General features: G+C 38.5%; 16 protein-coding genes, 1 tRNA gene, 2 rRNA genes and 1 other annotated feature. Of the genes, 6 read left to right on the top strand and 13 right to left on the bottom strand.

Annotated features, from left to right (window positions below; all coding sequences use genetic code 11):
- The first annotated feature begins 452 nt into the window (after positions 1–452).
- The gene (locus tag HC728_RS05695; protein ID WP_005420756.1) at positions 453–632 is read left to right on the top strand and encodes a DUF3545 family protein; all 180 of its coding nucleotides are present in this window, start codon (positions 453–455) and stop codon (positions 630–632) included.
- Positions 633–680: 48 nt separating this feature from the next.
- Here the strand turns inward: HC728_RS05695 and HC728_RS05690 are convergent, their stop codons facing one another.
- The 3 genes from HC728_RS05690 to nfo form a co-directional block, all read right to left on the bottom strand.
- Positions 681–1,208, bottom strand: a complete 528-nt coding sequence (locus tag HC728_RS05690; RefSeq protein ID WP_065597576.1) for a hemerythrin domain-containing protein — start codon at positions 1,206–1,208, stop codon at positions 681–683.
- 89 nt (positions 1,209–1,297) lie between these two features.
- A complete protein-coding gene (gene ung, locus HC728_RS05685) occupies positions 1,298–1,972 on the bottom strand; it encodes a uracil-DNA glycosylase (RefSeq protein ID WP_065597577.1) in 675 nt (224 codons plus the stop codon).
- A complete protein-coding gene (gene nfo, locus HC728_RS05680; protein WP_065639998.1) occupies positions 1,972–2,820 on the bottom strand; it encodes a deoxyribonuclease IV in 849 nt (282 codons plus the stop codon). The genes ung and nfo overlap by 1 nt, the downstream gene beginning before the upstream one ends.
- Positions 2,821–3,182: 362 nt before the next feature.
- Here nfo and grcA point away from each other — a divergent pair, with 362 nt between their 5' ends.
- Positions 3,183–3,560 (top strand): autonomous glycyl radical cofactor GrcA, encoded by a 378-nt coding sequence (gene grcA, locus HC728_RS05675; RefSeq protein WP_005420764.1) that lies wholly within the window; start codon positions 3,183–3,185, stop codon positions 3,558–3,560.
- Positions 3,561–3,753: 193 nt separating this feature from the next.
- Here the strand turns inward: grcA and thrC are convergent, their stop codons facing one another.
- From thrC to HC728_RS05655, 4 genes are all read right to left on the bottom strand, one after another.
- The gene (gene thrC / locus HC728_RS05670) at positions 3,754–5,037 is read right to left on the bottom strand and encodes a threonine synthase (RefSeq protein ID WP_017019070.1); all 1,284 of its coding nucleotides are present in this window, start codon (positions 5,035–5,037) and stop codon (positions 3,754–3,756) included.
- A complete protein-coding gene (thrB, locus tag HC728_RS05665) occupies positions 5,034–5,990 on the bottom strand; it encodes a homoserine kinase (RefSeq protein ID WP_190395196.1) in 957 nt (318 codons plus the stop codon). The genes thrC and thrB overlap by 4 nt, the downstream gene beginning before the upstream one ends.
- A 1-nt stretch (position 5,991) precedes the next feature.
- A complete protein-coding gene (gene thrA, locus HC728_RS05660) occupies positions 5,992–8,451 on the bottom strand; it encodes a bifunctional aspartate kinase/homoserine dehydrogenase I (protein ID WP_190395195.1) in 2,460 nt (819 codons plus the stop codon).
- Between the two features lie 116 nt (positions 8,452–8,567).
- Positions 8,568–8,684: a sequence feature (Thr leader region), on the bottom strand.
- 169 nt (positions 8,685–8,853) lie between these two features.
- The gene (locus HC728_RS05655) at positions 8,854–9,330 is read right to left on the bottom strand and encodes a putative 4-hydroxy-4-methyl-2-oxoglutarate aldolase (protein WP_065597581.1); all 477 of its coding nucleotides are present in this window, start codon (positions 9,328–9,330) and stop codon (positions 8,854–8,856) included.
- A gap of 448 nt (positions 9,331–9,778) precedes the next feature.
- Between HC728_RS05655 and arcA the strand changes: the two genes are divergently transcribed.
- Complete coding sequence (gene arcA, locus HC728_RS05650) at positions 9,779–10,498, top strand: two-component system response regulator ArcA (protein WP_005420775.1); 720 nt, start codon at positions 9,779–9,781, stop codon at positions 10,496–10,498.
- A gap of 77 nt (positions 10,499–10,575) precedes the next feature.
- Here the strand turns inward: arcA and HC728_RS05645 are convergent, their stop codons facing one another.
- The 3 genes from HC728_RS05645 to HC728_RS05635 are packed head-to-tail and all read right to left on the bottom strand — an operon-like array spanning position 10,576 to position 14,393.
- A complete protein-coding gene (locus HC728_RS05645) occupies positions 10,576–11,022 on the bottom strand; it encodes a membrane lipoprotein lipid attachment site-containing protein (protein ID WP_005420777.1) in 447 nt (148 codons plus the stop codon).
- An 8-nt stretch (positions 11,023–11,030) separates the two neighbouring features.
- Positions 11,031–13,397 (bottom strand): aerobic respiration two-component sensor histidine kinase ArcB, encoded by a 2,367-nt coding sequence (arcB, locus tag HC728_RS05640; protein ID WP_017019073.1) that lies wholly within the window; start codon positions 13,395–13,397, stop codon positions 11,031–11,033.
- A gap of 54 nt (positions 13,398–13,451) precedes the next feature.
- Positions 13,452–14,393 (bottom strand): TIGR01212 family radical SAM protein, encoded by a 942-nt coding sequence (locus HC728_RS05635; RefSeq protein ID WP_017019074.1) that lies wholly within the window; start codon positions 14,391–14,393, stop codon positions 13,452–13,454.
- Positions 14,394–14,958: 565 nt separating this feature from the next.
- Here HC728_RS05635 and gltB point away from each other — a divergent pair.
- The 3 genes from gltB to HC728_RS05620 all read left to right on the top strand — a co-directional run bounded on the left by gltB (position 14,959) and on the right by HC728_RS05620 (position 21,579).
- Positions 14,959–19,506: a glutamate synthase large subunit gene (gene gltB, locus HC728_RS05630; RefSeq protein WP_190395226.1), complete on the top strand. Its 4,548-nt coding sequence runs from the start codon at positions 14,959–14,961 to the stop codon at positions 19,504–19,506.
- Positions 19,506–20,978, top strand: coding sequence for a glutamate synthase subunit beta (locus tag HC728_RS05625; RefSeq protein WP_190395194.1), 1,473 nt, complete (start codon positions 19,506–19,508; stop codon positions 20,976–20,978). The genes gltB and HC728_RS05625 overlap by 1 nt, the downstream gene beginning before the upstream one ends.
- Before the next feature lie 169 nt (positions 20,979–21,147).
- The gene (locus tag HC728_RS05620; protein WP_026029297.1) at positions 21,148–21,579 is read left to right on the top strand and encodes a DUF1499 domain-containing protein; all 432 of its coding nucleotides are present in this window, start codon (positions 21,148–21,150) and stop codon (positions 21,577–21,579) included.
- A 291-nt stretch (positions 21,580–21,870) separates the two neighbouring features.
- On the opposite strand, the gene HC728_RS05615 is transcribed toward HC728_RS05620, so the two are convergent.
- The 3 genes from HC728_RS05615 to HC728_RS05605 all read right to left on the bottom strand — a co-directional run.
- Positions 21,871–21,947 (bottom strand) — tRNA-Asp (locus tag HC728_RS05615).
- Between the two features lie 66 nt (positions 21,948–22,013).
- Positions 22,014–22,129 (bottom strand): 5S ribosomal RNA (gene rrf / locus HC728_RS05610).
- 136 nt (positions 22,130–22,265) lie between these two features.
- Positions 22,266–22,373 (bottom strand): 23S ribosomal RNA (locus HC728_RS05605); the annotation flags it as partial.

Below are 22,373 nucleotides of genomic sequence, written 5' to 3'. Positions count from 1 at the left end.
ATAATACGCATATTAATGACATTTCAATCAACAAAATTACAAAATTAGATTGGAATAATGAACAGTAAATAAAGGTAATTAAAAATAATGCCTAAGAGAAAACAACAAGATACTTACTACTATATTAGATATTGTTTTTTAATCGGCATCTTCATACCAAACCAAACGTTTGCTAATAAACCGAATGATGACAGATAACCAATGGCACTCCCGTTAACAAAAAACAAACACAAAAAAATTAGCTATCTTTTAATTTTTTATTCCTTTATGACGCTCATTTTGAGTATTAATTATCTATATATTGCATTTAAGTGATCGTTATCTCATAAAAAATTCATAAAAAATCAACAAATGAGAAACAGTTCAAGGTCATAATCTATTCTCTATGATACTTAATAGCATGCTAAATGGATGGTTTTACTCTTTGTAATAATTAATAAAATGAGGTGCTTATGGATGGGTACACACTAAACGATATATTAGCAACGAAAACAACAACGACAAAAAAGAAGCAAGCCAAACGTCTATGGCGTGAGATTGAAGAGATTCAAGATCGTCGTCAATTATTACATGAACTTAAAGAGCTCGACCCTTTTTTCAACGGCAATCTAGACGATGTTTATCTAAAATAATCAATAAAAAAGGAGAGTCTAGCGCTCTCCTTTTTTATGAAATGACCTTTACCTAACTTTTTTCGCTAATTCTCGATAACGTTTATCAACGGTCTCACCAAAAACAGGGTCATCTATTTCTTTCCATCCTTTCTCAAGGGCATCCCAATCGTCCGTTGTTAAGTGCGCTTTTAAAAAAGGAAAAATCTCTTGCTCTTCTTGTGTTAAATGATCTTTTATGCGTTTAGTAAATGCCTTCAAATGAGCTTTAAATATGTCTTTAGGCACAATGGCATCATTTAGAATCATATCAATCGTAATTGAGAAATCTTCAGTATCTTGTGAAAGAGTATGGTGCGCTTCAAGCAAGTCACTTACCCCCTCATGTTTACCATAATGATCAATGTAATATTGATAAATCATATCTTCTTTAGGATGATGAGTTTTTTCAGCAAAAGAAGATAAATAATCAACGCCTTCACGAATTACATTATAGTTAACTGTTTTTTCATCCTCTAATCGTTCCAACTTACTATCAAGTAATTGCACAATACGATTTATGTATCCATGCTCCTTATAAATACTTTCAATAAGCATCCTGTCCTCCTTTACTTTGTAAACCATTACAATAGATAAGTGTATATCATCAGTATGAGAGCACAGGATTTAGTTCAAATTTTATCCAGTTAACTTAATGTAACCGATCCCCAATTGATTTCAGATAAGTTTTGTTGGCGTAACAATTCATTCGTTTGTGAAAAATGCTTACAACCAAAAAAACCACGATGTGCTGATAAAGGAGATGGATGTGGAGCCTGAAGAATAAAGTGACGACTTGTATCAATATTCGCTCCTTTTTTCTGTGCGTGAGCCCCCCACAGTAAAAAGATAACGCCTTCCATATCCTCATTGATTTTTTTGATAATGGCATCAGTAAAGGTTTCCCAACCAAACTTGGCATGAGAATGAGCTTTTGCTTCCTCAACAGTCAGAACCGTGTTCAACAACAGCACTCCTTGTTCTGCCCATGTTTTTAAGTAACCATGCTCAGGAATAGTAAAACCAGGAATATCCTCAGCCAGCTCTTTATACATATTACGTAGAGAGGGAGGGATTTTGACTCCAGGTAACACAGAGAAAGACAATCCATGTGCTTGCCCCTCTCCGTGATAAGGATCTTGACCAAGAATAACCACTTTAACGTCATTAAAAGGAGTTAAATCAAACGCAGTAAAAATATGATCTTCTTTTGGAAAAATATGTTTTCCAAGAGAGCGCTGGGCATCAATCTTTTCCGACATAGATTGATAGTAAGCCTTCTTTTTTTCAGCTGATATAATAGAGTCCCAAGTTAATCCCATTACTTTTTCTCACTTAGCGTTCTTAATTGAGCTATCTCATCTTTCCAAATATCAGGATCAATCGTTTCCAAAACTAACGGTATATTATTAAATCGGTCATCCTGCATAATATATTCAAAGCAATCCCAACCGATCGTTCCTTGCCCCAACGAATGATGACGATCAACTCGACTGCCTAATTCGATTTTTGCATCGTTAATATGCATACCTCGTAAATATTGAAAACCAACAATACGTTCGAATTCAGCGAAAGTATGTTCACACGCTTCTTTTGAACTTAAATCGTATCCAGCAGCAAACGTGTGGCAAGTATCAATACAAATCCCTACTCGAGATTTATCTTCGACTTGTTCAATAATTTGAGCAAGTTGTTCAAATTTCCATCCAAGATTAGTTCCTTGCCCTGCCGTATTTTCAATAACAGCAACAACATCAGGAACCGCTTGATGAGCAAGATTGATCGATTCAGCAATTAAAGATAAACATTCATCTTCTGAAATTTTCTTTAAATGACTCCCTGGGTGAAAGTTTAATAAAGTTAAACCAAGTTGATGACAGCGCTCCATTTCATCAATAAAAGCCGCTCGTGATTTTTCAAGCTTCTCAGTTTCAGGCGCACCTAAATTAATTAAGTATGAGTCATGCGGTAGTATTTGCTCACTACTAAAGCCAAATCGCTTACAGTTAGCCTTAAAATCAGAGATGATTTTCTTTGTTAATGGTTTTGCTACCCATTGACGTTGGTTTTTTGTAAATAAAGCAAAGGCATTAGCACCAATTTGATAAGCGCGTTTTGGCGCTTGATCAACACCACCAGCAGCAGATACATGCGCACCAATATATTTCATCTCTGTTATTTCCTTTCAAAATTTATTTCGTCTTATTATTACGGTAAACACTTTATTTGTCAGTACTTCTCTGCCCTACCCATAATTAGCTATATAAATCACGAATGAGGTAAATAGCTAATTTTGTAGTAATTTTACTACAAAATAGAAAAAGACAAACAAAACCAATAACCATAAAAAACGTGCCACAAGCAAGATATATGGAACTTTATTGATTTAGGACAAGATTTTCAATCTGAACTAATTGAAAGTTTTTGTAGTTTTTTGACATATATCAATATACAAAGTAAGGGTATCATGTATATAATGTGACCCATAAGATATTTAGAAAATAACCACAAAGTGGACTAGGAGAAAGTAAAATGATCACAGGTATCCAAATTACTAAAGCTGCAAATGACGATCTTCTTAACTCAATCTGGCTACTAGATAGCGAGAAAAACGAAGCACGTTGTGTTGTTGCAACAGCAGGTTTTGAAGCTGACCAAGTTATCGCAGCAAGCGAACTAGGTGAGTACGAAAGCCGTGATGTAGCTATCGAAAAAGCACCAAAAATTGAAGGTGGTCAGCACCTAAATGTTAACGTTTTACAACGTGACACTCTAGAAGATGCTGTTAAACACCCAGAGAACTACCCACAACTAACTATCCGTGTATCTGGTTATGCTGTGCGTTTTAACTCTCTAACAACAGAACAACAAAAAGACGTTATCGCACGTACTTTTACTGAATCTCTATAATTTTATAGTCGATTTAAAAATACGAAACGGCACTCAATGCTCATGAGTGCCGTTTTTTTTATGCCAATCACAGTAAGTATTTAACTGCTAGGGTGCTCAATTATTTACTACGATTGATATTATTACTTTAGCCATATAAAAAAAGTCCCTTTGATCATTAACCAAAGAGACTCATCTATTTCAACCTTAGTGCTTATTGAACTTTTCTTAATACTGCTTTAAGTGCATCAAAATCATTATCTAAATCTTCAGATAACAATTCCATCGCATTATGCTTGGCTAATGGAGCAGGTAGCTCAATATCATTGCCTAGGATATCTTCAACTACTTCTTTAAACTTAGCTGGATGTGCTGTACATAAGAAAAGGCCAGTTTCACCGTCAGAGAGTTGCTCATTCAATATACGATAAGCAATGGCACCATGAGGCTCACATAGATAGCCAGCTTGATTCATCTCTTTTAATGTTTCAGCACTTTGCTCATCAGTAACTGCACCTTTACCAAGCGTTTCTAATCCCCATCCTAAACGCTGACATAGCTCTTCAATACGAGGCCAGTTATTTGGTTGACTTACATCCATTGCATTTGAAATCGTTGGGATCGTGACTTTAGGTTCCCATTGACCCGTTTCAAGATAACGAGGAACGGTATCATTAACATTCGTTGCAGCAATAAAGCGTTTTACAGGTAAGCCTAATGATTTCGCCAATAATCCCGCAGTCAAGTTGCCAAAATTACCACTTGGCACTGAAATAACGACATCATTACGTTTTTCTTTTGGTAGTTGAGATACCGCCTCAAAATAGTAACAAATTTGTGCCATCAAACGGCTAATATTGATTGAGTTTGCAGAGTTTAATCCAACTTCTTTACGCAGTTCTGCATCATCAAAAGACTGTTTTACTAATGCTTGGCAATCATCAAAATCACCATCAACAGCAACGGTATGGATATTCTTACCTAATGTACAAAATAACTTCTCTTGCAACGGGCTGATTTTACCTTTCGGGTAAAGAATGACGACCTTAATATTGTCCATACCATAAAATGCATGAGCAACAGCCGCACCGGTATCACCCGATGTTGCCGTTAAAATAGTGATTTGTTCATCGCTATCAGTCACAGCACCTAGAGATTGAGCCATAAAACGGCCACCAAAATCCTTAAATGCTAATGTTGGTCCATGAAATAATTCTAACGCATAGACATCATCTTTAACGGCTTTAATCGGTGCTGGGAATTGAAATGCATTCTCAACCATACTTCTTACGGTATCTTGAGGCAGCTCCTCTTTGATAAAAGCAGATAAAATTTTAGTACTACGAGAAATAAAATCCTCAGCAAGAAGTGCATCAACATCATCAAATTTAGGTAATTCTGATGGAAAAAATAGTCCTTGATTGCGACCTAAACCTTGGCGAACCGCTTGGCCAAAAGAGACCTGCTCATCATTTTCTTTTATGTTATACAGCTTCATAGTTTACTTCCTGTCACTTGTGATCCTTGCTTATCTAAACGACAAACATGAACAAATCCTTCATTATTTTGAACGTAATTTTCTTGTAGCCAACGAGATACCCTATCCGCTACATCTTTATCTGTGCATATACTAAAAAGTGTCGGTCCTGAACCTGAAATCCCTGTCGTTAATGCACCTGCTGATGCTGCGTATTCACGAGCTTTAGCAAAGTTTGGTAGCAAGCGCTCTCTATAAGGTTCAGCCACCACATCTTTAATCATCTTTGCTGCGAGTTCTGGTTGTTTTGAGTAACAAGCATGAATAAAACCAGCAAGGTTACGACCATGTGCAATCACATCTTGACGACGGTATTGAGAAGGTAAAATCTCACGAGCTTCAGCGGTTGATACTTTAATTCCAGGATAAGCCATAACCCAATACCATTCATCAAAGCATGGAACTTCTTGACTAATAATACCAAGCTCTTCCACCATTAACTGTAAGCCACCAAGGTAACATGGAGCTACATTATCATAGTGAATACCACCTGATATCTGCCCTTCCATTTCGCCCATTAACGCCAATAGTTCCACGTCATTTAAAGGGTTATCGTGAAATTGGTTTAATGCATCTAACGCCGCAACAATAGAACAAGCACTAGAACCAAGGCCTGAACCAATTGGCATATTTTTCTCTAAAATCATGTGAACATTCTTTAATGCCACATTTTTTTTATTCAATTCACGAGAAAATACAAACCAACAGTCGTAAACAATATTGTCTTTAGGGTTTTCAGGTAATTTATCCACAAAGCTGCCAGCGGTAGCTAATGTAAATGCCTCACTTCCAAGCTCAACTAAAACACGATCACCCAATAGTGTACCGTCAATAGGTGAGACTGCTGCGCCTAATACATCAAAGCCAACACTGACATTTCCTATTGATGCAGGAGCATAAACAACAACACTCATTTTACACTCCTAATTTCCAACCAAGCGTACGCATTAAATCAGAGAACACGCCAGCAGCGGTTACTTCGGTTCCTGCGCCATAACCACGCAATACTAATGGGATAGGTTGATAATAACGGCTATAGAAAGCCAATGCGTTTTCACCATCTTTAATCTTAAACATAGGATCATCGCCATCTACTGCAACAATTCTTACTTTACATTTGCCATCTAAGATCTCACCAACATAACGCAATACCTTGCCATCTTCTGCTGCAATAGCCGATTGCTCAGCAAAATACGCATCCGCTTCAGGAAGTCGAACCATAAACTCTTCAACCGTACCTGAATCGTCAAAGCCCGGAGGTAATGCTTGCTCAACTTCTACATCATCCAGCTCAATTTCAAGTCCAGACTCACGAGCTAAAATTAATAATTTACGTGCAACATCCATCCCTGAAAGATCATCTCGAGGATCTGGTTCTGTAAAGCCATTTTCTTTTGCTACGTTTGTCGCTTCGCTTAATGACATACCTTCATCTAACTTACCAAAGATATAAGAAAGAGAACCAGACAAGATACCGTTGAACTTTTCAAGCTCATCACCTGCTGCAATCAAATTCTGTAAGTTTTCGATAACAGGTAAGCCAGCACCAACCGTTGTTTCATACATAAATTTACGACGAGTACCACGCGCAGCGTTACGTAACTGATGGTAATAAGCCATTGAATCCGTATTGGCTTTCTTATTCGGTGTAATAACGTGAAAACCAGCTGATAGGAAATCAACGTATTGAGCAGCTATACCATGATCTGATGTACAATCAACAATAACTGGGTTAATGATATGATTACGTTGAACCAAAGCAATTAAACGAGCTAAGCTAAATTCTTCAGACGTATTGCTCATGCGATCACGCCAATCCTCTAGCGGAATACCTTTGCTATCCAGTAGCAACCCTCGGCTGTTTGCCAAACCACATACTCGAATTTCAATGCCTTTCTCTGCCAGTTTTGACTGTTGGCGTTTGATTTGATCAACTAGTTCACCACCAACACCACCAACACCAACAACAAAGACATCTAAGAAATGTTTACTATTGAATAGGTTTTCATGACATGCTTTTATCGACTCAGATACTTTATCTTCAGGAATAACAGCAGAAATCGCACGCTCAGAAGATCCTTGTGCGATGGCAATAATATTCACATTAACTTCAGTAAGAGAAGTAAAGAATTGAGAGGCTACGCCTTTCGATGTACGCATACCATCGCCAACCAAAGTAACAATGGCAACATTATCTGTAAATTCAACCGGCTCTAATAAGCCATCTTTAAGTTCTAATTCAAACGCTTCTCTTAGTACTTGCTCAGCCTTGCATTTGTCTTCAGCTTCAATACAAAAACTTATACTGTATTCTGATGAGGATTGAGTAATAAGGACAATTGAGATACCTGTTGCCGACATAGCTCCAAATACACGGCTTGCCATACCAACCATGCCTTTCATACCCGGCCCACTAACATTAACCATGGTTAAATTATTGAGTGTAGTGATGCCTTTAATAGCCAGATTATCTTCACCAGTATCTTGACCGATTAGAGTCCCTGCACCTTGAGGGTTAAAGCTATTTTTAATTAGACAAGGAATGTGGAATTGAGCAATAGGAGCGATAGTTTTCGGGTGAAGAACAGAAGCACCAAAGTAAGAGAGCTCCATAGCTTCTTGATAACTTAATGATTTTAATAGACGAGCATCATCAACTAAACGTGGGTCACAATTATAAACACCATCTACATCAGTCCAAATTTCACAACATTCAGCTCGTAAACATGCTGCAAGTACAGCTGCTGAATAATCAGAACCATTACGACCAAGAGTTACCAACTCTCCTTTCGCATTACCAGCAGTAAAGCCAGGCATAATATTTACATGACCTTGCGGCAATGGTTCATTCTTAAAGTTTAATGTTGATACATCAACATCTACCGCACCTTCAAGGTAATCGCCTTTCGCATATAAATACTTAACAGGATCAATTAAGCTTGCTGGTTGACCTTTTGCTTCTAATACGGCTTTCATCATGACAATAGAAATGCGTTCACCTTTACTGATGATTTTTGCATATACATTATCAGGGCACATACCAAGCAAGGTGATCCCATGAGCATATTGACGTAATTGAGAAATAGAATCTTTCAGCTTATTTTCAAGTAATTTAAGATCAACTTGTGGAAGGGTGTTAGAAATACCACTAAATAATTGAGTAAAAACAGATTCTAGTTCTGAGATTTGTAATTCTGCTTCACCATTGGTAAGAAGATTATCAACCACTGAAACTAATTTATTTGTTACTTTTCCAGGCGCTGATAATACGACAGAAACTTCTTGTTGCTGTGCATTATTGGCAATAATGTCTGCGGCACGTAAAAAACGATCTGAATCAGCTAATGACGAACCACCAAATTTTAATACTCGCATTTCTTCCTCCCTAAAAACGAGTGTTACTGCAATATCCTTACTGCATAACTAACATCATCATAACCTTTTCGTTTGATAATAAAAGAATACAATTAAGAATTAGTAACAAATTTGCAAAAAAAAAAGCCTGCTCTGGTAATCAGAGCAGGCTTTTTCATATACTTATACGTATCAGCCCACCCCAGCAACCATGGTGCCGGTAATTGTTGTGGTAATAATCATAGAGCTGATAATAAACATATAATAAATTCTAAAGTAAATTGTTTTTCTTATGTAACATTTACCTTACTTAGAGCTAATAAGTCAATGAAAAGTTTATTTATTTACTCAATAAAATATACAAACTAATCACCAAGACCTTGAATAATAAAAACAAATATTTTATTTATTTATAAAATTTATTTAAATTAATAACTCTTTACTCATTAATAACCCATTGAGATCTGCATAAATATAATCTCCTGGAGAAATCATTTTTCCATTAATAGTGAGAGAAACGTGTTGCTCTCCTGCACCTCTTTTCTCTGTTTTGAAAGGTGAGGTTCCTAGTGCCTTTAGGCCTAATGGCATGGTTTGTATTGCACCGACATCACGTACAACACCATAGACAATCACTCCCTCCCACTGATTTTCAACAGCTAAGGTAGCAACTTGATCACCAAGTAACGCTTTTTGGCGCGATCCATTTCCATCTATGAATAATACTTTGCCCTTTCCATTCTGCTGGAGCACTTCTCTAACCAAAGAATTATCTTTATAACAACGAACCGTTACAATCTCGCCATAAAAACACGCCTTCCCGCCAAAGTTTTTAAAATCGATATCAACTAACTGCACTTTATCTTCAAACTGATCACAAATATCAGGTAATAAATCCATTTTATGTTCTCCTTGTTTGTAAAATCGACTATACAATAACAACATTTTTCAAATTACTTAGTTAGTATTCGCATAGATATTTACAATTTCAATATAGATATGTTGCCTTATTTATTACTACACTCTATTGTTATCGGTTGCTATTGATATAAATCAATAAAATGTATGGAAATAAAAATCGCTTATTGTTAGAGTGGTGTTAAAGGATTAAAATCCTGCTTCTAATGGAGTTTCAGTAAGTAGCTCACTAAATTAGAGCTTTATCTTGTTATTGACTTTATATTCAATAACAACCACCAAGGATGGCGTACCGTTTAGGTTTGAATTCTTCTATATTACTTTTTATTAACTATTGAAGAATCTATTTTCCTATTTGTAAATTTTTTATTATAGAATTAAAATTTGTTAATTCTACTTTTGACTTTAACCAGTTAGTTAGGTACCGCCCATGCAAACCCCACAGATCCTAATCGTTGAAGATGAACACGTAACTCGTAATACGTTAAAAAGCATTTTTGAAGCTGAAGGCTACAATGTTTTTGAAGCTAGCGATGGCGAAGAAATGCATAAAGTGCTTTCTGAACAGCAGCTTAATCTTGTGATTATGGATATTAACCTGCCAGGTAAAAATGGCCTTCTTCTTGCTCGCGAACTTCGTGAACGAGGCGATATGGCATTAATGTTCCTAACAGGCCGTGATAATGAAGTTGATAAGATTTTAGGTTTAGAAATTGGCGCTGATGATTACATCACAAAACCATTCAACCCACGTGAACTAACTATTCGTGCACGTAACTTATTAACTCGTTCAATGAACCAAAACACAGTTGTTGAAGATAAGAAAATGGTTGAGCGCTATGTGTTCAACGGTTGGACTGTAGAAATCAACAGCCGTTCTCTTGTTAGCCCAAGCGGTGAGAGCTACAAGCTTCCACGTTCTGAATTCCGTGCTCTGCTTCACTTCTGTGAAAACCCAGGCAAAATCCAGACTCGTGCAGATCTACTGAAAAAAATGACTGGTCGTGAGCTTAAGCCACACGATCGTACAGTAGACGTAACTATCCGTCGCATCCGTAAACACTTCGAATCTGTAACTGATACTCCAGAGATCATCGCTACAATTCACGGTGAAGGCTACCGCTTCTGTGGTGACCTAGAAGAGCTATAAGAATCTCTTCTATCTAACTTTAAATAAAATGCCCAGCTATCACTAGCTGGGCATTTTTTTATCTATATAACATAGTATTAATATACTGTATCAACACTCACGTTGGTTTCAATAATCCACTCACCACTTGCTTTAATTGCAATATCTACTTTTTTGCTTGCGTCTAAGGTGTGGAATGTCTGGCCAGCCACTTCCCAATTATGATTATCTTGAACCCGTACTTCATATTCCTCTTCGGTTACTTCCCAAGAGTCATCACCTTGACGTAGTTCAACACGTTCAATATTCAATTCAGGTGCTATGACTTGTTTTGAGCTCAAACCTAATGCAAAGTTAACTTTGCTCTCATCGCTGTCTTCACCAATAGTTGGCATTTGATCTATCCAAATAGCTGAATTCAATTCAATTTTGGCATTCATCATTTCAATTTTATTATCTTGTTTCCAATCCGCTTCTGATTGATTCGTCATTTGACAACCAGATAAAGCTGTTATTAGTGTTGCGGCAAATAGTACCTTCTTCATATTATTCCTTACTTATCTTGCTGCTCTAACCAGCTTTTTAAAATTTGGATATCATGTTCGTATTCATTTTTGATTTCTTCAACCCAATCATCAATATTTTCCCACCACGCAGGTAAATCTGGTGATTGTGCTTTCTGTGCGACTTGTTGGATATGCTTTAACCCAATCGAGCCTGCTGCACCTTTCATTTTATGCGTTTCAAACACAATGCCATCTTGGTCTCTGGCCGTCATGTTTGTATCAAGTATTTGAATGTATTCTTTCATACTTTTTTCAAACATTTCGATATTCGCATAAATAGGTTTTGTTCCTACTATCTCAATATAAGACTCTAACATTTCTAGATCGAGTAAACATTCAATTAGCTGATCATTTTCAGTAGGCTCAGAAGACGCTTCTTGTTCTTGTGGTACCCTTGGAGTTTCTGTCTTCTTCTCTGACATTGAAAATTGCTCAAGTACCTCTGTTAACGCTTTAACACTTAGTGGTTTACTTAATGCTTCATCCATTCCATTTGTAAAGTACTCATCTTTTTCTTTAAGTAAATTAGCCGTTAATGCAATTAATGGTGGTAAATTATCAAACTTATCGCGTAATGCTTTAGCAACATCAAACCCAGTCATATCTGGTAATTGAATATCTAAAAGCGCTAAATCATACTTAGTTGGATCAAATTGCTTTATTGCATCTTCACCGCACATAGCAACATCAACGGTATGACCTAAACTTTCTAATAAAGAACACGCAACAGTGACATTAAGTTCAATATCTTCAAGCATAAAAATGCGTAATGATTTTGAGCTTTTGGTTTCCGGCATTGCCTCTTCTTCTTCAACATGATCTACGAGTGGTACATTAATGGTTACCATGAAAGTACTTCCAAAATCGACTTCACTAGTAACCGTGATATCACCACCCATTAAATTTATCAGCTCTTTTGATACCGCTAGCCCAATCCCGGTACCTACAGCATGTAAATTATCCTTGCCTTGCTTAACTTGATAATACATAGCAAAAACATTTTCTAACTCTTCTTCAGGAATACCGATTCCGGTGTCTTCTATCTCAAAGGTGATCTCTGCGCTATCCTGATGTATATCCGCACTCACAGACATAACAACCCCACCTTCTTTGGTAAATTTGGTGGCATTACCAACAAGATTCCATAACACCTGTCTTAATCGAGTGCTATCTACACTGATATGAGGAGGTAAGTCGGTCAAGCGCTCAAGATCAAAACGTAACCCTTTTTGTTCAGCCATAAGCCCCGAAATATTTTCCATTTCAGTGACAAAACTAATGAAGTCTAGCGGTTTAGGAAAAAGCTCTAATTTACGACGATCGAACTTATCCATATCGATAATATCGTTAAAAATATTACCTAATGTAATGGCGCTGACATTAATGGTTCTCATGTAGTTATGTTGTTCATCATCTAAACGAGAGTCCAACAACATTCGGCTTAAACCGACAATACCATTTAATGGCGTACGTAATTCATGACTGATGGTTGAAATAAAGGTCGTTTTATCACGGCTCGCTTTTTGTAATGCATCTTCATATTCTTTACGTTCAGTAATATTTCGTCCAAAACCAACCAAGCCTAAACGACGGCCATCTTTGCTATAAAATGGAATTTTACTCAATTCAAAACACGCTTTACGACCATCAGGGTAATCAAGCCATTGTTCATAGGTTAATGCTTGGTTTTCTTGTAAAACTTGCCTATCCGTATCAATAACTTTTGCAGCAACTTCGGCATCGTATACATCTTTAGGAGAGAGGCCAATCAGCTCTTTTTCTAACTTGCCAGTCAGCTGCTCCATGGCTTTATTACAGCCAGAGAATAGACCAAGATCGTTTCGGTAATAAATAATATCGGGAGAGGTATCTAAGTAAGATCGTAATAATGCGGTTTGTTCTGCTAATTCTAATTGTGCTTTCTCACGTTGGAATACTTCATTTTCGAGATCTTCCATCGCTTCTTGTCGTGCTTCTTCTGCTTTTTCACGTTCTTCAATTTCTTGATTTAGCTTTTTAACATTTCCTTTAAGCTTTTTATTTAAATCAAGATCTCGAGTACGCATCTCTTCAAGCTTACTCACCAATTTAGATAATCGTTGACGAGAATCTTCTAAATGTTCAACCACTACAGATAAAAAGAACACTGCCCAAGGCGTGATCAATAAACCAAAGAATACAGAACGAATAATATCGAGATCATTCACTTCACCGCTCAGAACAAGCGTCACACCAACTTGAACAATGACGGCGAGTGCAACTAAGGCAATGGCAAGTAATAGACTAAAACGGACAATGCCGAGCCTTACCATAAGGTCGACATAAAATTGCGCGAGAATTTTTAACTGCTTCATAAACATACCCTGATAATATTCACATAAATAATATCAGGGTTAGATGCATTTGAGTTATTTTTTCAGCACTGGGGCAGTATATTTGAAAGGTTGATCAATCAATGAACCTTGAGGACCACTATTATTTAATGCCATACCGACATTGGTTAATCCTAACCATCTTGGTTCACACCATAATGGCGATAATAGTGTTGGTTGACGTGCGGTTGCTGACACTCGGTGATAAACCACTTCAGGTGGCGTTAAACGAATAAGCTCACAAGCAATATCAACATATTCATCCATTTCTGGCGCATCGAGCTTGCCTGCACGCCATGCTTTCGCCATTGTGCTACCTTCAACGATATGCAAAGGATGCAATTTAATACCATCAGTTCCTGTCGCTAATACTTTATCTAACGTTTGACGGTTATCATCTCTAGTATCACCAGGTAATCCAATAATTAAATGCGTACAAACTTTAATACCTAAAGAGCGAGCTTTACGAGTAATGGCATCATAACAAGCAAAATCATGTCCACGATTAATACGTTTCAATGTTTTATCATTCGCAGTTTGTAGGCCTAACTCCAACCATACTTCATAGCCATCATCGACATACCCTTTGAGTAAATCTAATACCGCATCAGGAACACAATCAGGACGAGTACCAACACAAAGCCCGACAATATTGGCAGCTTTTAATGCCTCTTCGTACATATTTTTTAAAACTTGCACTTCAGCAAAAGTACTCGTGTAAGCTTGAAAATAAGCCAAATACTTTTTCGCACGCTGAACTTCACCCGCTCTATCGGTCAATTGATCATGAATCGATTTAAATTGTTCTTGTTCATCAGCAAATGAAGCAACATTACAAAATGTACAGCCACCTTTACCTATTGTGCCATCTCGATTCGGGCAGCTAAATCCACCGTGCAACGTCAGTTTATGTACTTTTTCGCCATATCTGCGTTGTAAATCTTGTCCAAAAGTATTTGCTAATTCGTGAAGTTGCATTGGAGTAACCAGTATTAAATCAAGCACTTACTTTACAAATAAAAAGAAGTTTTCTTGTTATTTATGAAAGTTGCTAACTCGTTTGTAAAAAAAGACCGTAAATAATAACGATATTCCGCTATCTCTATTCTAATTTATATCAATAAAAGTCGCATAAACTGGCAATTATTAGAGAAAAACACCGTTTTATATTAAATATTTATTCATTTTGATGAAAAAAAGTGAAATTTACGTGCAACTTTAGTTGGTATTTAATATGACAAAAATGTAGGATAGTTACATCGTTAATTAGTTCAATTTGCCACCAATATGGTTATTGGGGCGTTTCGATAGTGATATCTACCCTCTTTAAACAAGTACTACGGATAAAAGTATTTGATGGATATCACAATGGATTGGTTAGTTTGCACGTCACAATAAGTGATGCCAGTAAACACCAGAATGGATTCAAACTTGCAACCTCTTGAGACTAACTCACTGCAAGTTCGATTTGAAAATTAGCAAAGGACTAGACAGAAACTTACGTAGAGAAGTTGTGTCTGCATTAAACTGGAAGGAAGTATCTATGGTAGATAGAGAGCAGAATGCACAAGGCATGTATACTCCAGAACTGGAGCATGATGCGTGTGGTATCGGTTTTGTCGCTCACCTAAAGAACCGCAAATCTCATGATGTGGTAACTCAAGCACTTGATATGCTAGCTCGAATGGAGCACCGTGGCGGTCAAGGCTGTGATCCATGCAGTGGTGATGGCGCGGGTATTCTTTTACAGAAGCCACATGAGTTTTTATTAGAAGAAGCCGTTAAACTCAGCATTAAATTACCTTCTTTTGAAAAATATGGTGTTGGTGTTGTTCTATTCCCTAAAGATGAACACAAACGTCAACAATGTAGAGATATTTTAGAGCGTAATGCACAACGCTTGGATTTAGAAATCCTTGGCTACCGCGTTCTTCCTGTCGATAACTCAATGCTAGGAGATGATCCTCTAAGCACAGAACCACAATTTGAACACGTATTTATTTCTGGTGGCCCATCAATGAGCCCTGAAGAACTAGAACGTAAATTATATGTTTTACGTAACTATACAGTTCGTGTGTGTTTAGAAAGCATTTCAAATATCGGTGATGATTTTTACATTAACTCTCTATCGTACAAAACCTTGGTATATAAAGGTCAATTAACGACTGAACAAGTACCACAGTACTTCTTAGATTTACAAAATCCAACGATGGTAACAGCCTTAGCGTTAGTTCACTCTCGTTTCTCAACCAATACTTTCCCACGCTGGCGTTTAGCTCAACCATTCCGTTACATTGCACATAACGGTGAAATCAATACAGTTCGTGGTAACTTAAATTGGATGAAAGCGCGTGAAGCGATCATCGAATCTGATTTATTCACTCAACAAGAAATTGATATGCTACTGCCTATCTGTCAAGAAGGCAGCTCTGACTCATCTAACTTTGATATGGCTTTAGAGCTTCTGGTTCTTTCTGGCCGTAGCTTGCCACATGCACTAATGATGATGATCCCTGAAGCATGGCAAGAAAATAAAAATATGGACCCAACGCGTCGTGCATTTTACCAATACCATGCAAACGTAATGGAACCATGGGATGGCCCTGCTTCTGTTTGTTTCACCGATGGTGTACAGGTAGGTGCAACGCTTGACCGTAATGGTCTTCGCCCTTCTCGTTATACTGTGACAAAAGATGACTTCCTTGTCATGGCTTCAGAATCAGGTGTTGTTGACATTGCACCTGAAAACGTAGAATTCCGTGGTCGTTTACAGCCAGGACGTATCTTTGTTGCTGATTTAGAGCAAGGCCGCATTATTTCAGATGAAGAAGTAAAAGATGGTATTGCTAACGCACAGCCTTATCAAAAATGGGTTGAAGAAAACCTATTAAGTTTGAATAAACTACCTGAAGCAACAAACCAATTCAGTCAACCATCTCCTGAACGTCTACTAAACCGTCAACAAGCGTTTGGTGTGACATCAGAAGAAGTAAACGAAATTATCCTGCCATTAGCAAAAACGGCGTATGAACCCTTAACTGCAATGGGTGCCGATTGGCCATTAGCGATTCTTTCACATCAATCTCAGCATTTATCTAACTACTTTAAGCAATTATTTGCACAGGTCACTAACCCGCCGATCGATCCGATCCGTGAGCGTATGGTGATGTCTCTGAATACCTATTTAGGTAAAGATCAGAACTTACTGACTGAAACACCTGAACACTGTCAAAAAGTAGAGCTTGAATCCCCTGTTCTTTCTAACTCTGAGTTAGAAAAGCTTCGTGCGATTGATAACGAACACTTACAAGCTAAAACGCTTGATATCGTTTTCCAAGCAAATGAAGATGCTGGCAAACTTGAGCGTGCACTTAAACGTATCTGTCAGTATGCAGAAGATGCCGTCGTTGATGGCTACTCTATCATTCTACTAACAGACCGCGCAGTAAACTCAAACCATGCTGCGATTCCTGCAATGCTTGCTGTAGGTGCTGTTCATCATCATCTAATTCGTAAAGGTTTACGAGCTAAATGTGACATCGTTATTGAAACGGGTGACGCTCGTGAAACTCACCATTTTGCAACACTCGTTGGCTATGGCGCTAACGCCGTAAACCCATACCTTGTTATTGAAACCATTGTTGAACTGCAGAGAACAAAGAAACTTAATCCTGAAGTATCAACAAAAGAATATTTTGATAACTACCGTAAAGGGGTTAATGGCGGCCTACTTAAAATTTTCTCTAAAATGGGTATTTCAACACTGCAGTCTTATCATGGAGCTCAAATCTTTGAAGCGCTTGGTATTAGTAAGCCAGTTGTTGATAAATACTTCACAGGTACCGTTTCTCGTATCCAAGGTCTAACGATTGATGATATCGCAAAAGAAGTACTTATCCGTCACCGTGTAGGTTATCCAACTCGCGAAATCCCAGTGCAAGTTCTTGATGTTGGCGGTGTGTATCAATGGAAACAACGTGGTGAAAAACACCTGTTTAACCCTGAAACGATTTCACTACTACAAGAATCAACTCGTAATAAAGATTACGGACAATTTAAGAAATATGCGAAAGCGGTAGATGACCAAGGTGATGATGCGGCAACACTACGTAGCCAACTCGATTTCATTAAAAACCCAGCGGGTTCAATCCCTCTAGAAGAAGTAGAACCAATTGAGAACATTCTGAAACGTTTTGCGACTGGTGCAATGTCGTTTGGTTCGATCTCTCATGAAGCTCACTCAACACTTGCAGTGGCAATGAACCGCATTGGTGCTAAATCTAACTCAGGCGAAGGTGGTGAAGACCCTATCCGTTTTGAGAAGAAAGATAATGGTGACTGGGAACGTTCAGCTATCAAACAAGTCGCATCTGGTCGTTTTGGTGTTACCTCTTATTACCTAACTAACGCTGATGAGCTGCAAATTAAGATGGCTCAAGGTGCAAAACCAGGCGAAGGTGGTCAACTACCAGGTGATAAAGTCGATGATTGGATTGGTGCAACACGTCACTCTACACCAGGAGTTGGTCTGATATCACCGCCGCCACACCATGATATTTATTCAATCGAAGATTTAGCACAGCTTATTTACGATCTGAAAAACGCCAACCGTAAAGGTCGCGTTAACGTTAAGTTAGTATCTGAGGCGGGTGTTGGTACTATCGCTTCTGGTGTAGCCAAAGCAAAAGCAGACGTCGTTCTTATCGCTGGTTTTGATGGTGGTACGGGTGCATCGCCAATGTCATCTATCCGTCATACAGGCCTTCCATGGGAACTTGGTCTAGCAGAAACACACCAAACACTACTGAAAAATGGATTACGTAACCGTATCGTTGTTCAGTCAGATGGCCAAATGAAAACACCTCGAGATCTTGCAGTAGCAACGCTTCTTGGTGCAGAAGAATGGGGTGTAGCAACGGCTGCTCTTGTCGTTGAAGGCTGTATCATGATGCGTAAGTGTCATAAAAACACGTGTCCTGTAGGTATTGCTACGCAAAATAAAACACTTCGTGAGCGCTTTGACGGACGTGTTGAAGACGTGGTGACCTTCTTCCAATATATGGCAGAAGGCCTACGAGAAGTGATGGCTGAACTTGGTTTCCGCTCTATCGATGAAATGGTAGGTCAATCTCATAAACTGAAAGTTCGTGATGATATCGGCCACTGGAAATATAAAAACCTAGACTTAACACCAGTTCTTCATATTGAGCAACCGCGTGCTGAAGATGGTATTTATAACCAAATTCAACAACAGCATAATCTTGAAGATGTTCTGGATCGAAAACTTATCCAAGCCGCAATTCCAGCATTGGAGCGAGGCGAGGCTGTTACTGCTGAATTTGACATCATTAATACAGACCGAAGTGTCGGTACTATGCTGTCAAACGAGATTTCAAAAGTGTATAAAGACCAAGGTTTACCTCAACCGATGAACGTTAAATTCAACGGTTCTGCTGGTCAAAGTCTGGGTGCATTTCTAGCGAAAGGGGTTAAATTTGAAGTTGAAGGCGATGCGAACGATTATTGGGGTAAAGGCTTATCAGGCGGTACGCTAGTACTTTACCCAGATGCGAAATCAACCATTGTCGCTGAAGATAACATTGTTGTTGGTAACGTTTGTTTCTACGGTGCAACTTCAGGTGAATCTTATATTCGTGGTATGGCTGGTGAACGTTTCTGTGTTCGTAACTCCGGAGCTAAAGTGGTCGTTGAAGGTGTTGGTGATCACGGTTGTGAATACATGACTGGTGGTGTTGCACTAATCCTTGGCTCAACGGGTCGTAACTTTGCGGCAGGTATGAGCGGTGGTGTTGCCTATGTTTGGGATAAGTCAGGCGATTTTGAATCCAAACTAAATCCTGAACTTGTTGATTTAGACCCTATTGAACAAGAAGATAAAGATCTTCTATTAGAAATGCTAACCAAGCATGTTGAATTCACAGGAAGTGAAGTTGCTCAGTCTTTCTTAGATAACTTTGAAGCTAACTTAGCCTCTTTGGCTAAAGTAATGCCGCGAGATTACAAAGCGGTACTTCAAAAGCGTAAAGCTGAAGCACAACAAGCACAAACGGAAGAAGTGGAGGCAGTATAATGGGTAAGCCTACTGGTTTTTTAGAGCATGGTCGTGAACTTCCAAAGAAGATCGACCCTAGTGTTCGAATTCAAGACAATAAAGAATTCGTCTTAAACGAAGAGTTTGGCGACAAAATTAATACTCAAGCATCTCGCTGTATGGATTGTGGTGTACCGTTTTGTCATAACGGATGCCCTATCGGTAACATTATTCCTGAATTTAACGATGCCGTTTATCGTGATAGTTGGGAAGAAGCATGGAAGATCTTAAGTTCAACAAATAACTTTCCAGAATTTACTGGTCGAGTATGTCCAGCTCCTTGTGAAAGTGCCTGTGTTCTTGGTATCAACCAAGATCCAATCACAATTTGTAATATCGAGAAAACAATTGTAGAGACGGCATATCGTGAGGGCTACGCACAACCGAAAAAACCTCGTTCACGAACAGGTAAAACGGTAGCCATTGTTGGTTCAGGTCCTGCTGGCTTAGCAGCAGCAGAGCAACTTAATAGTGCAGGCCATTCAGTCACCGTATATGAGCGTGACGAAAAAGTAGGTGGATTACTTCGATTTGGTATTCCAGATTTTAAATTAGGCATGGACATTATTGATCGTAAAATCAATTTAATGGCTGATGCCGGTATTAAGTTCGAAGTTAACGCTCATATTGGTATTGATGTTAATGCACAGCAACTACGCCAAGATTTTGATGTCGTTCTACTTACTGGTGGTTCTACCGTGCCACGAGACCTGCCTATTCCTGGTCGTGACCTCAATGGGGTTCACTTTGCAATGGAGTTCCTAGGTCAAAATAACCGCCGTGCTAATAACATGGATTTAAAAACCAAAGAAATCCACGCTAAAGGCAAACACATTGTGGTTATTGGCGGTGGCGATACAGGTTCTGACTGTGTTGGTACTTCTAATCGCCATGGTGCAGCAAGCATTACTCAGGTAGAGATCATGCCGATCCCACCAGAAAAACGCCCTGCAAATATGCCTTGGCCTCAATATCCGATGATCATGAAAACAACCACTTCTCACGAAGAAGGTTGTGAGCGTCATTGGAATATTTTAACCAAAGAATTTATCTCTGATGATGCTGGTAATGTAAAAGGTCTTCGTATTGCAGATATCGTTTGGCAAGATGCGAAGCCAGGTGAACGCCCAGGCTTTGATGAAGTTGCAGGCAGTGAACGAGTTATTCCTTGTGACCAAGCCTTCTTAGCTATGGGCTTCTTACATCCAGAACCAACGGGTGTATTAGCACAATTAGACATCAAGTTAGACGATCGTGGTAATGTGGCTACAGAGGGCTTTGCGACAAATCAGAAAGGTGTTTTTGCGGCAGGAGATATGCGAACAGGACAATCTCTGGTTGTTCGTTGTATTAATGAAGGTCGTGAATGTGCTCGTGAAATAGATAGCTATTTAATGGGTGGCTCTAATTTAGAAGCAAAAGCGGATTCATTAATGCTTTCTGCTTCATAATTTACTAAATTCAGGTTTCCTTCCAAACCTTTGGCCAACATTTCGATGTTGGCCTTTTTTCTGCTTCATAGCTAAAAACCGACAATTTAAATACGATTTTTAGTTATTTTGTACTTATACTTCTTTAATAAACACCTAAATCTATAATAAAAAGTGGTTAATTATATTTATGAAAAAAATACTTCTCACTCTAGTTAGCACTTCATTACTTGTCGCTTGTAGTCAAAGGACTGAATCAATGGAAGATAAATCAATCGCTCCTTGTGGAGATAAACCCAACTGCATATCAACACTCGACGAGCGTGAGGAGTTTACTGCAAAACCCTTTATATTAACTAGTTCAGCAAATATGAAAGCAATCAGCCATATTGCCAGCCAATTAAAAGGAGCTAAATTAGTCGATATTAATAATGATTATGCTCGCATTGAATGTACCAGCTCTGTATTTCGTTTTGTTGATGACTTAGAGCTACGAATTTACGGTAATACTCTAATTGTTCGCTCTGAATCACGAACAGGTTATTCAGATTTTGGCGTAAACCGTAAGCGAGTGGAAAAACTAAGAGCATTATTAGAAGAAAAGGGACTTATTTCCCAATAAAAAGCCTAACCAACTGAACTACCGCTTCGCAGTATCCAACTTCACTCATTCCTGTTTCTACAAATGTAAAAAAGCCCTAATCTTTCGATTAGGGCTTTTTCAAATAAGTGGCTACGCTCACGGGACTTTCTATCAACCTTGAAAGCAACACGTCCCCCGGCGTGACAGGCCGCTAAGCTCTCCAATAAAAAGCCTAACCAACTGAACTACCACTCCGCTCTGCTTATCTCATTCTATTTTCTACAAACGTAAAAAAGCCCTAATCTTTCGATTAGGGCTTTTTCAAATAAGTGGCGGAGTGGACGGGACTCGAACCCGCGACCCCCGGCGTGACAGGCCGGTATTCTAACCAACTGAACTACCACTCCGCAGTGTCTATTCAGCATAATGCTATTTTTGATTTTACTTTTATTAAAAAGTAAAAATAAATAGGAGCCTGGCGATGTCCTACTCTCACATGGGGAAACCCCACACTACCATCGGCGCTATTACGTTTCACTTCTGAGTTCGGCATGGGATCAGGTGGGTCCATAATGCTATGGTCGCCAAGCAAATTCTTTCTATCTACCTCAATAAGAGATAAATAATAATCTGGAAAGCTGTTTCTCTATATAAAGAGCTGTTCTTAATCACATTCAATTTGTTTCTTGCAACTTCAAATCCGTTCAAAACCCCTTGGGTGTTGTATGGTTAAGCCTCACGGGCAATTAGTATCAGTTAGCTCAATGCCTCGCAGCACTTACACACCTGACCTATCTACGTCGTAGTCTCCAACAACCCTTTAGGATACTTAA

The sequence above is a fragment of the Aliivibrio sp. S10_S31 genome, from assembly GCF_014694495.1.
In the GTDB taxonomy this organism is placed as follows: domain Bacteria; phylum Pseudomonadota; class Gammaproteobacteria; order Enterobacterales; family Vibrionaceae; genus Aliivibrio; species Aliivibrio fischeri.
Note: the sequence above shows the minus strand (reverse complement) of the source record. Positions and strands in the feature narration are given on the sequence as shown.

Coding starts and splice junctions, on each gene's coding strand:
- HC728_RS05695 (WP_005420756.1), top strand. CDS start 453: ATGGATGGGTACACACTAAACGATATATTAGCAACGAAAACAACAACG.
- HC728_RS05690 (WP_065597576.1), bottom strand. CDS start 1,208: ATGCTTATTGAAAGTATTTATAAGGAGCATGGATACATAAATCGTATT.
- ung (WP_065597577.1), bottom strand. CDS start 1,972: ATGGGATTAACTTGGGACTCTATTATATCAGCTGAAAAAAAGAAGGCT.
- nfo (WP_065639998.1), bottom strand. CDS start 2,820: ATGAAATATATTGGTGCGCATGTATCTGCTGCTGGTGGTGTTGATCAA.
- grcA (WP_005420764.1), top strand. CDS start 3,183: ATGATCACAGGTATCCAAATTACTAAAGCTGCAAATGACGATCTTCTT.
- thrC (WP_017019070.1), bottom strand. CDS start 5,037: ATGAAGCTGTATAACATAAAAGAAAATGATGAGCAGGTCTCTTTTGGC.
- thrB (WP_190395196.1), bottom strand. CDS start 5,990: ATGAGTGTTGTTGTTTATGCTCCTGCATCAATAGGAAATGTCAGTGTT.
- thrA (WP_190395195.1), bottom strand. CDS start 8,451: ATGCGAGTATTAAAATTTGGTGGTTCGTCATTAGCTGATTCAGATCGT.
- HC728_RS05655 (WP_065597581.1), bottom strand. CDS start 9,330: ATGGATTTATTACCTGATATTTGTGATCAGTTTGAAGATAAAGTGCAG.
- arcA (WP_005420775.1), top strand. CDS start 9,779: ATGCAAACCCCACAGATCCTAATCGTTGAAGATGAACACGTAACTCGT.
- HC728_RS05645 (WP_005420777.1), bottom strand. CDS start 11,022: ATGAAGAAGGTACTATTTGCCGCAACACTAATAACAGCTTTATCTGGT.
- arcB (WP_017019073.1), bottom strand. CDS start 13,397: ATGAAGCAGTTAAAAATTCTCGCGCAATTTTATGTCGACCTTATGGTA.
- HC728_RS05635 (WP_017019074.1), bottom strand. CDS start 14,393: ATGCAACTTCACGAATTAGCAAATACTTTTGGACAAGATTTACAACGC.
- gltB (WP_190395226.1), top strand. CDS start 14,959: ATGGTAGATAGAGAGCAGAATGCACAAGGCATGTATACTCCAGAACTG.
- HC728_RS05625 (WP_190395194.1), top strand. CDS start 19,506: ATGGGTAAGCCTACTGGTTTTTTAGAGCATGGTCGTGAACTTCCAAAG.
- HC728_RS05620 (WP_026029297.1), top strand. CDS start 21,148: ATGAAAAAAATACTTCTCACTCTAGTTAGCACTTCATTACTTGTCGCT.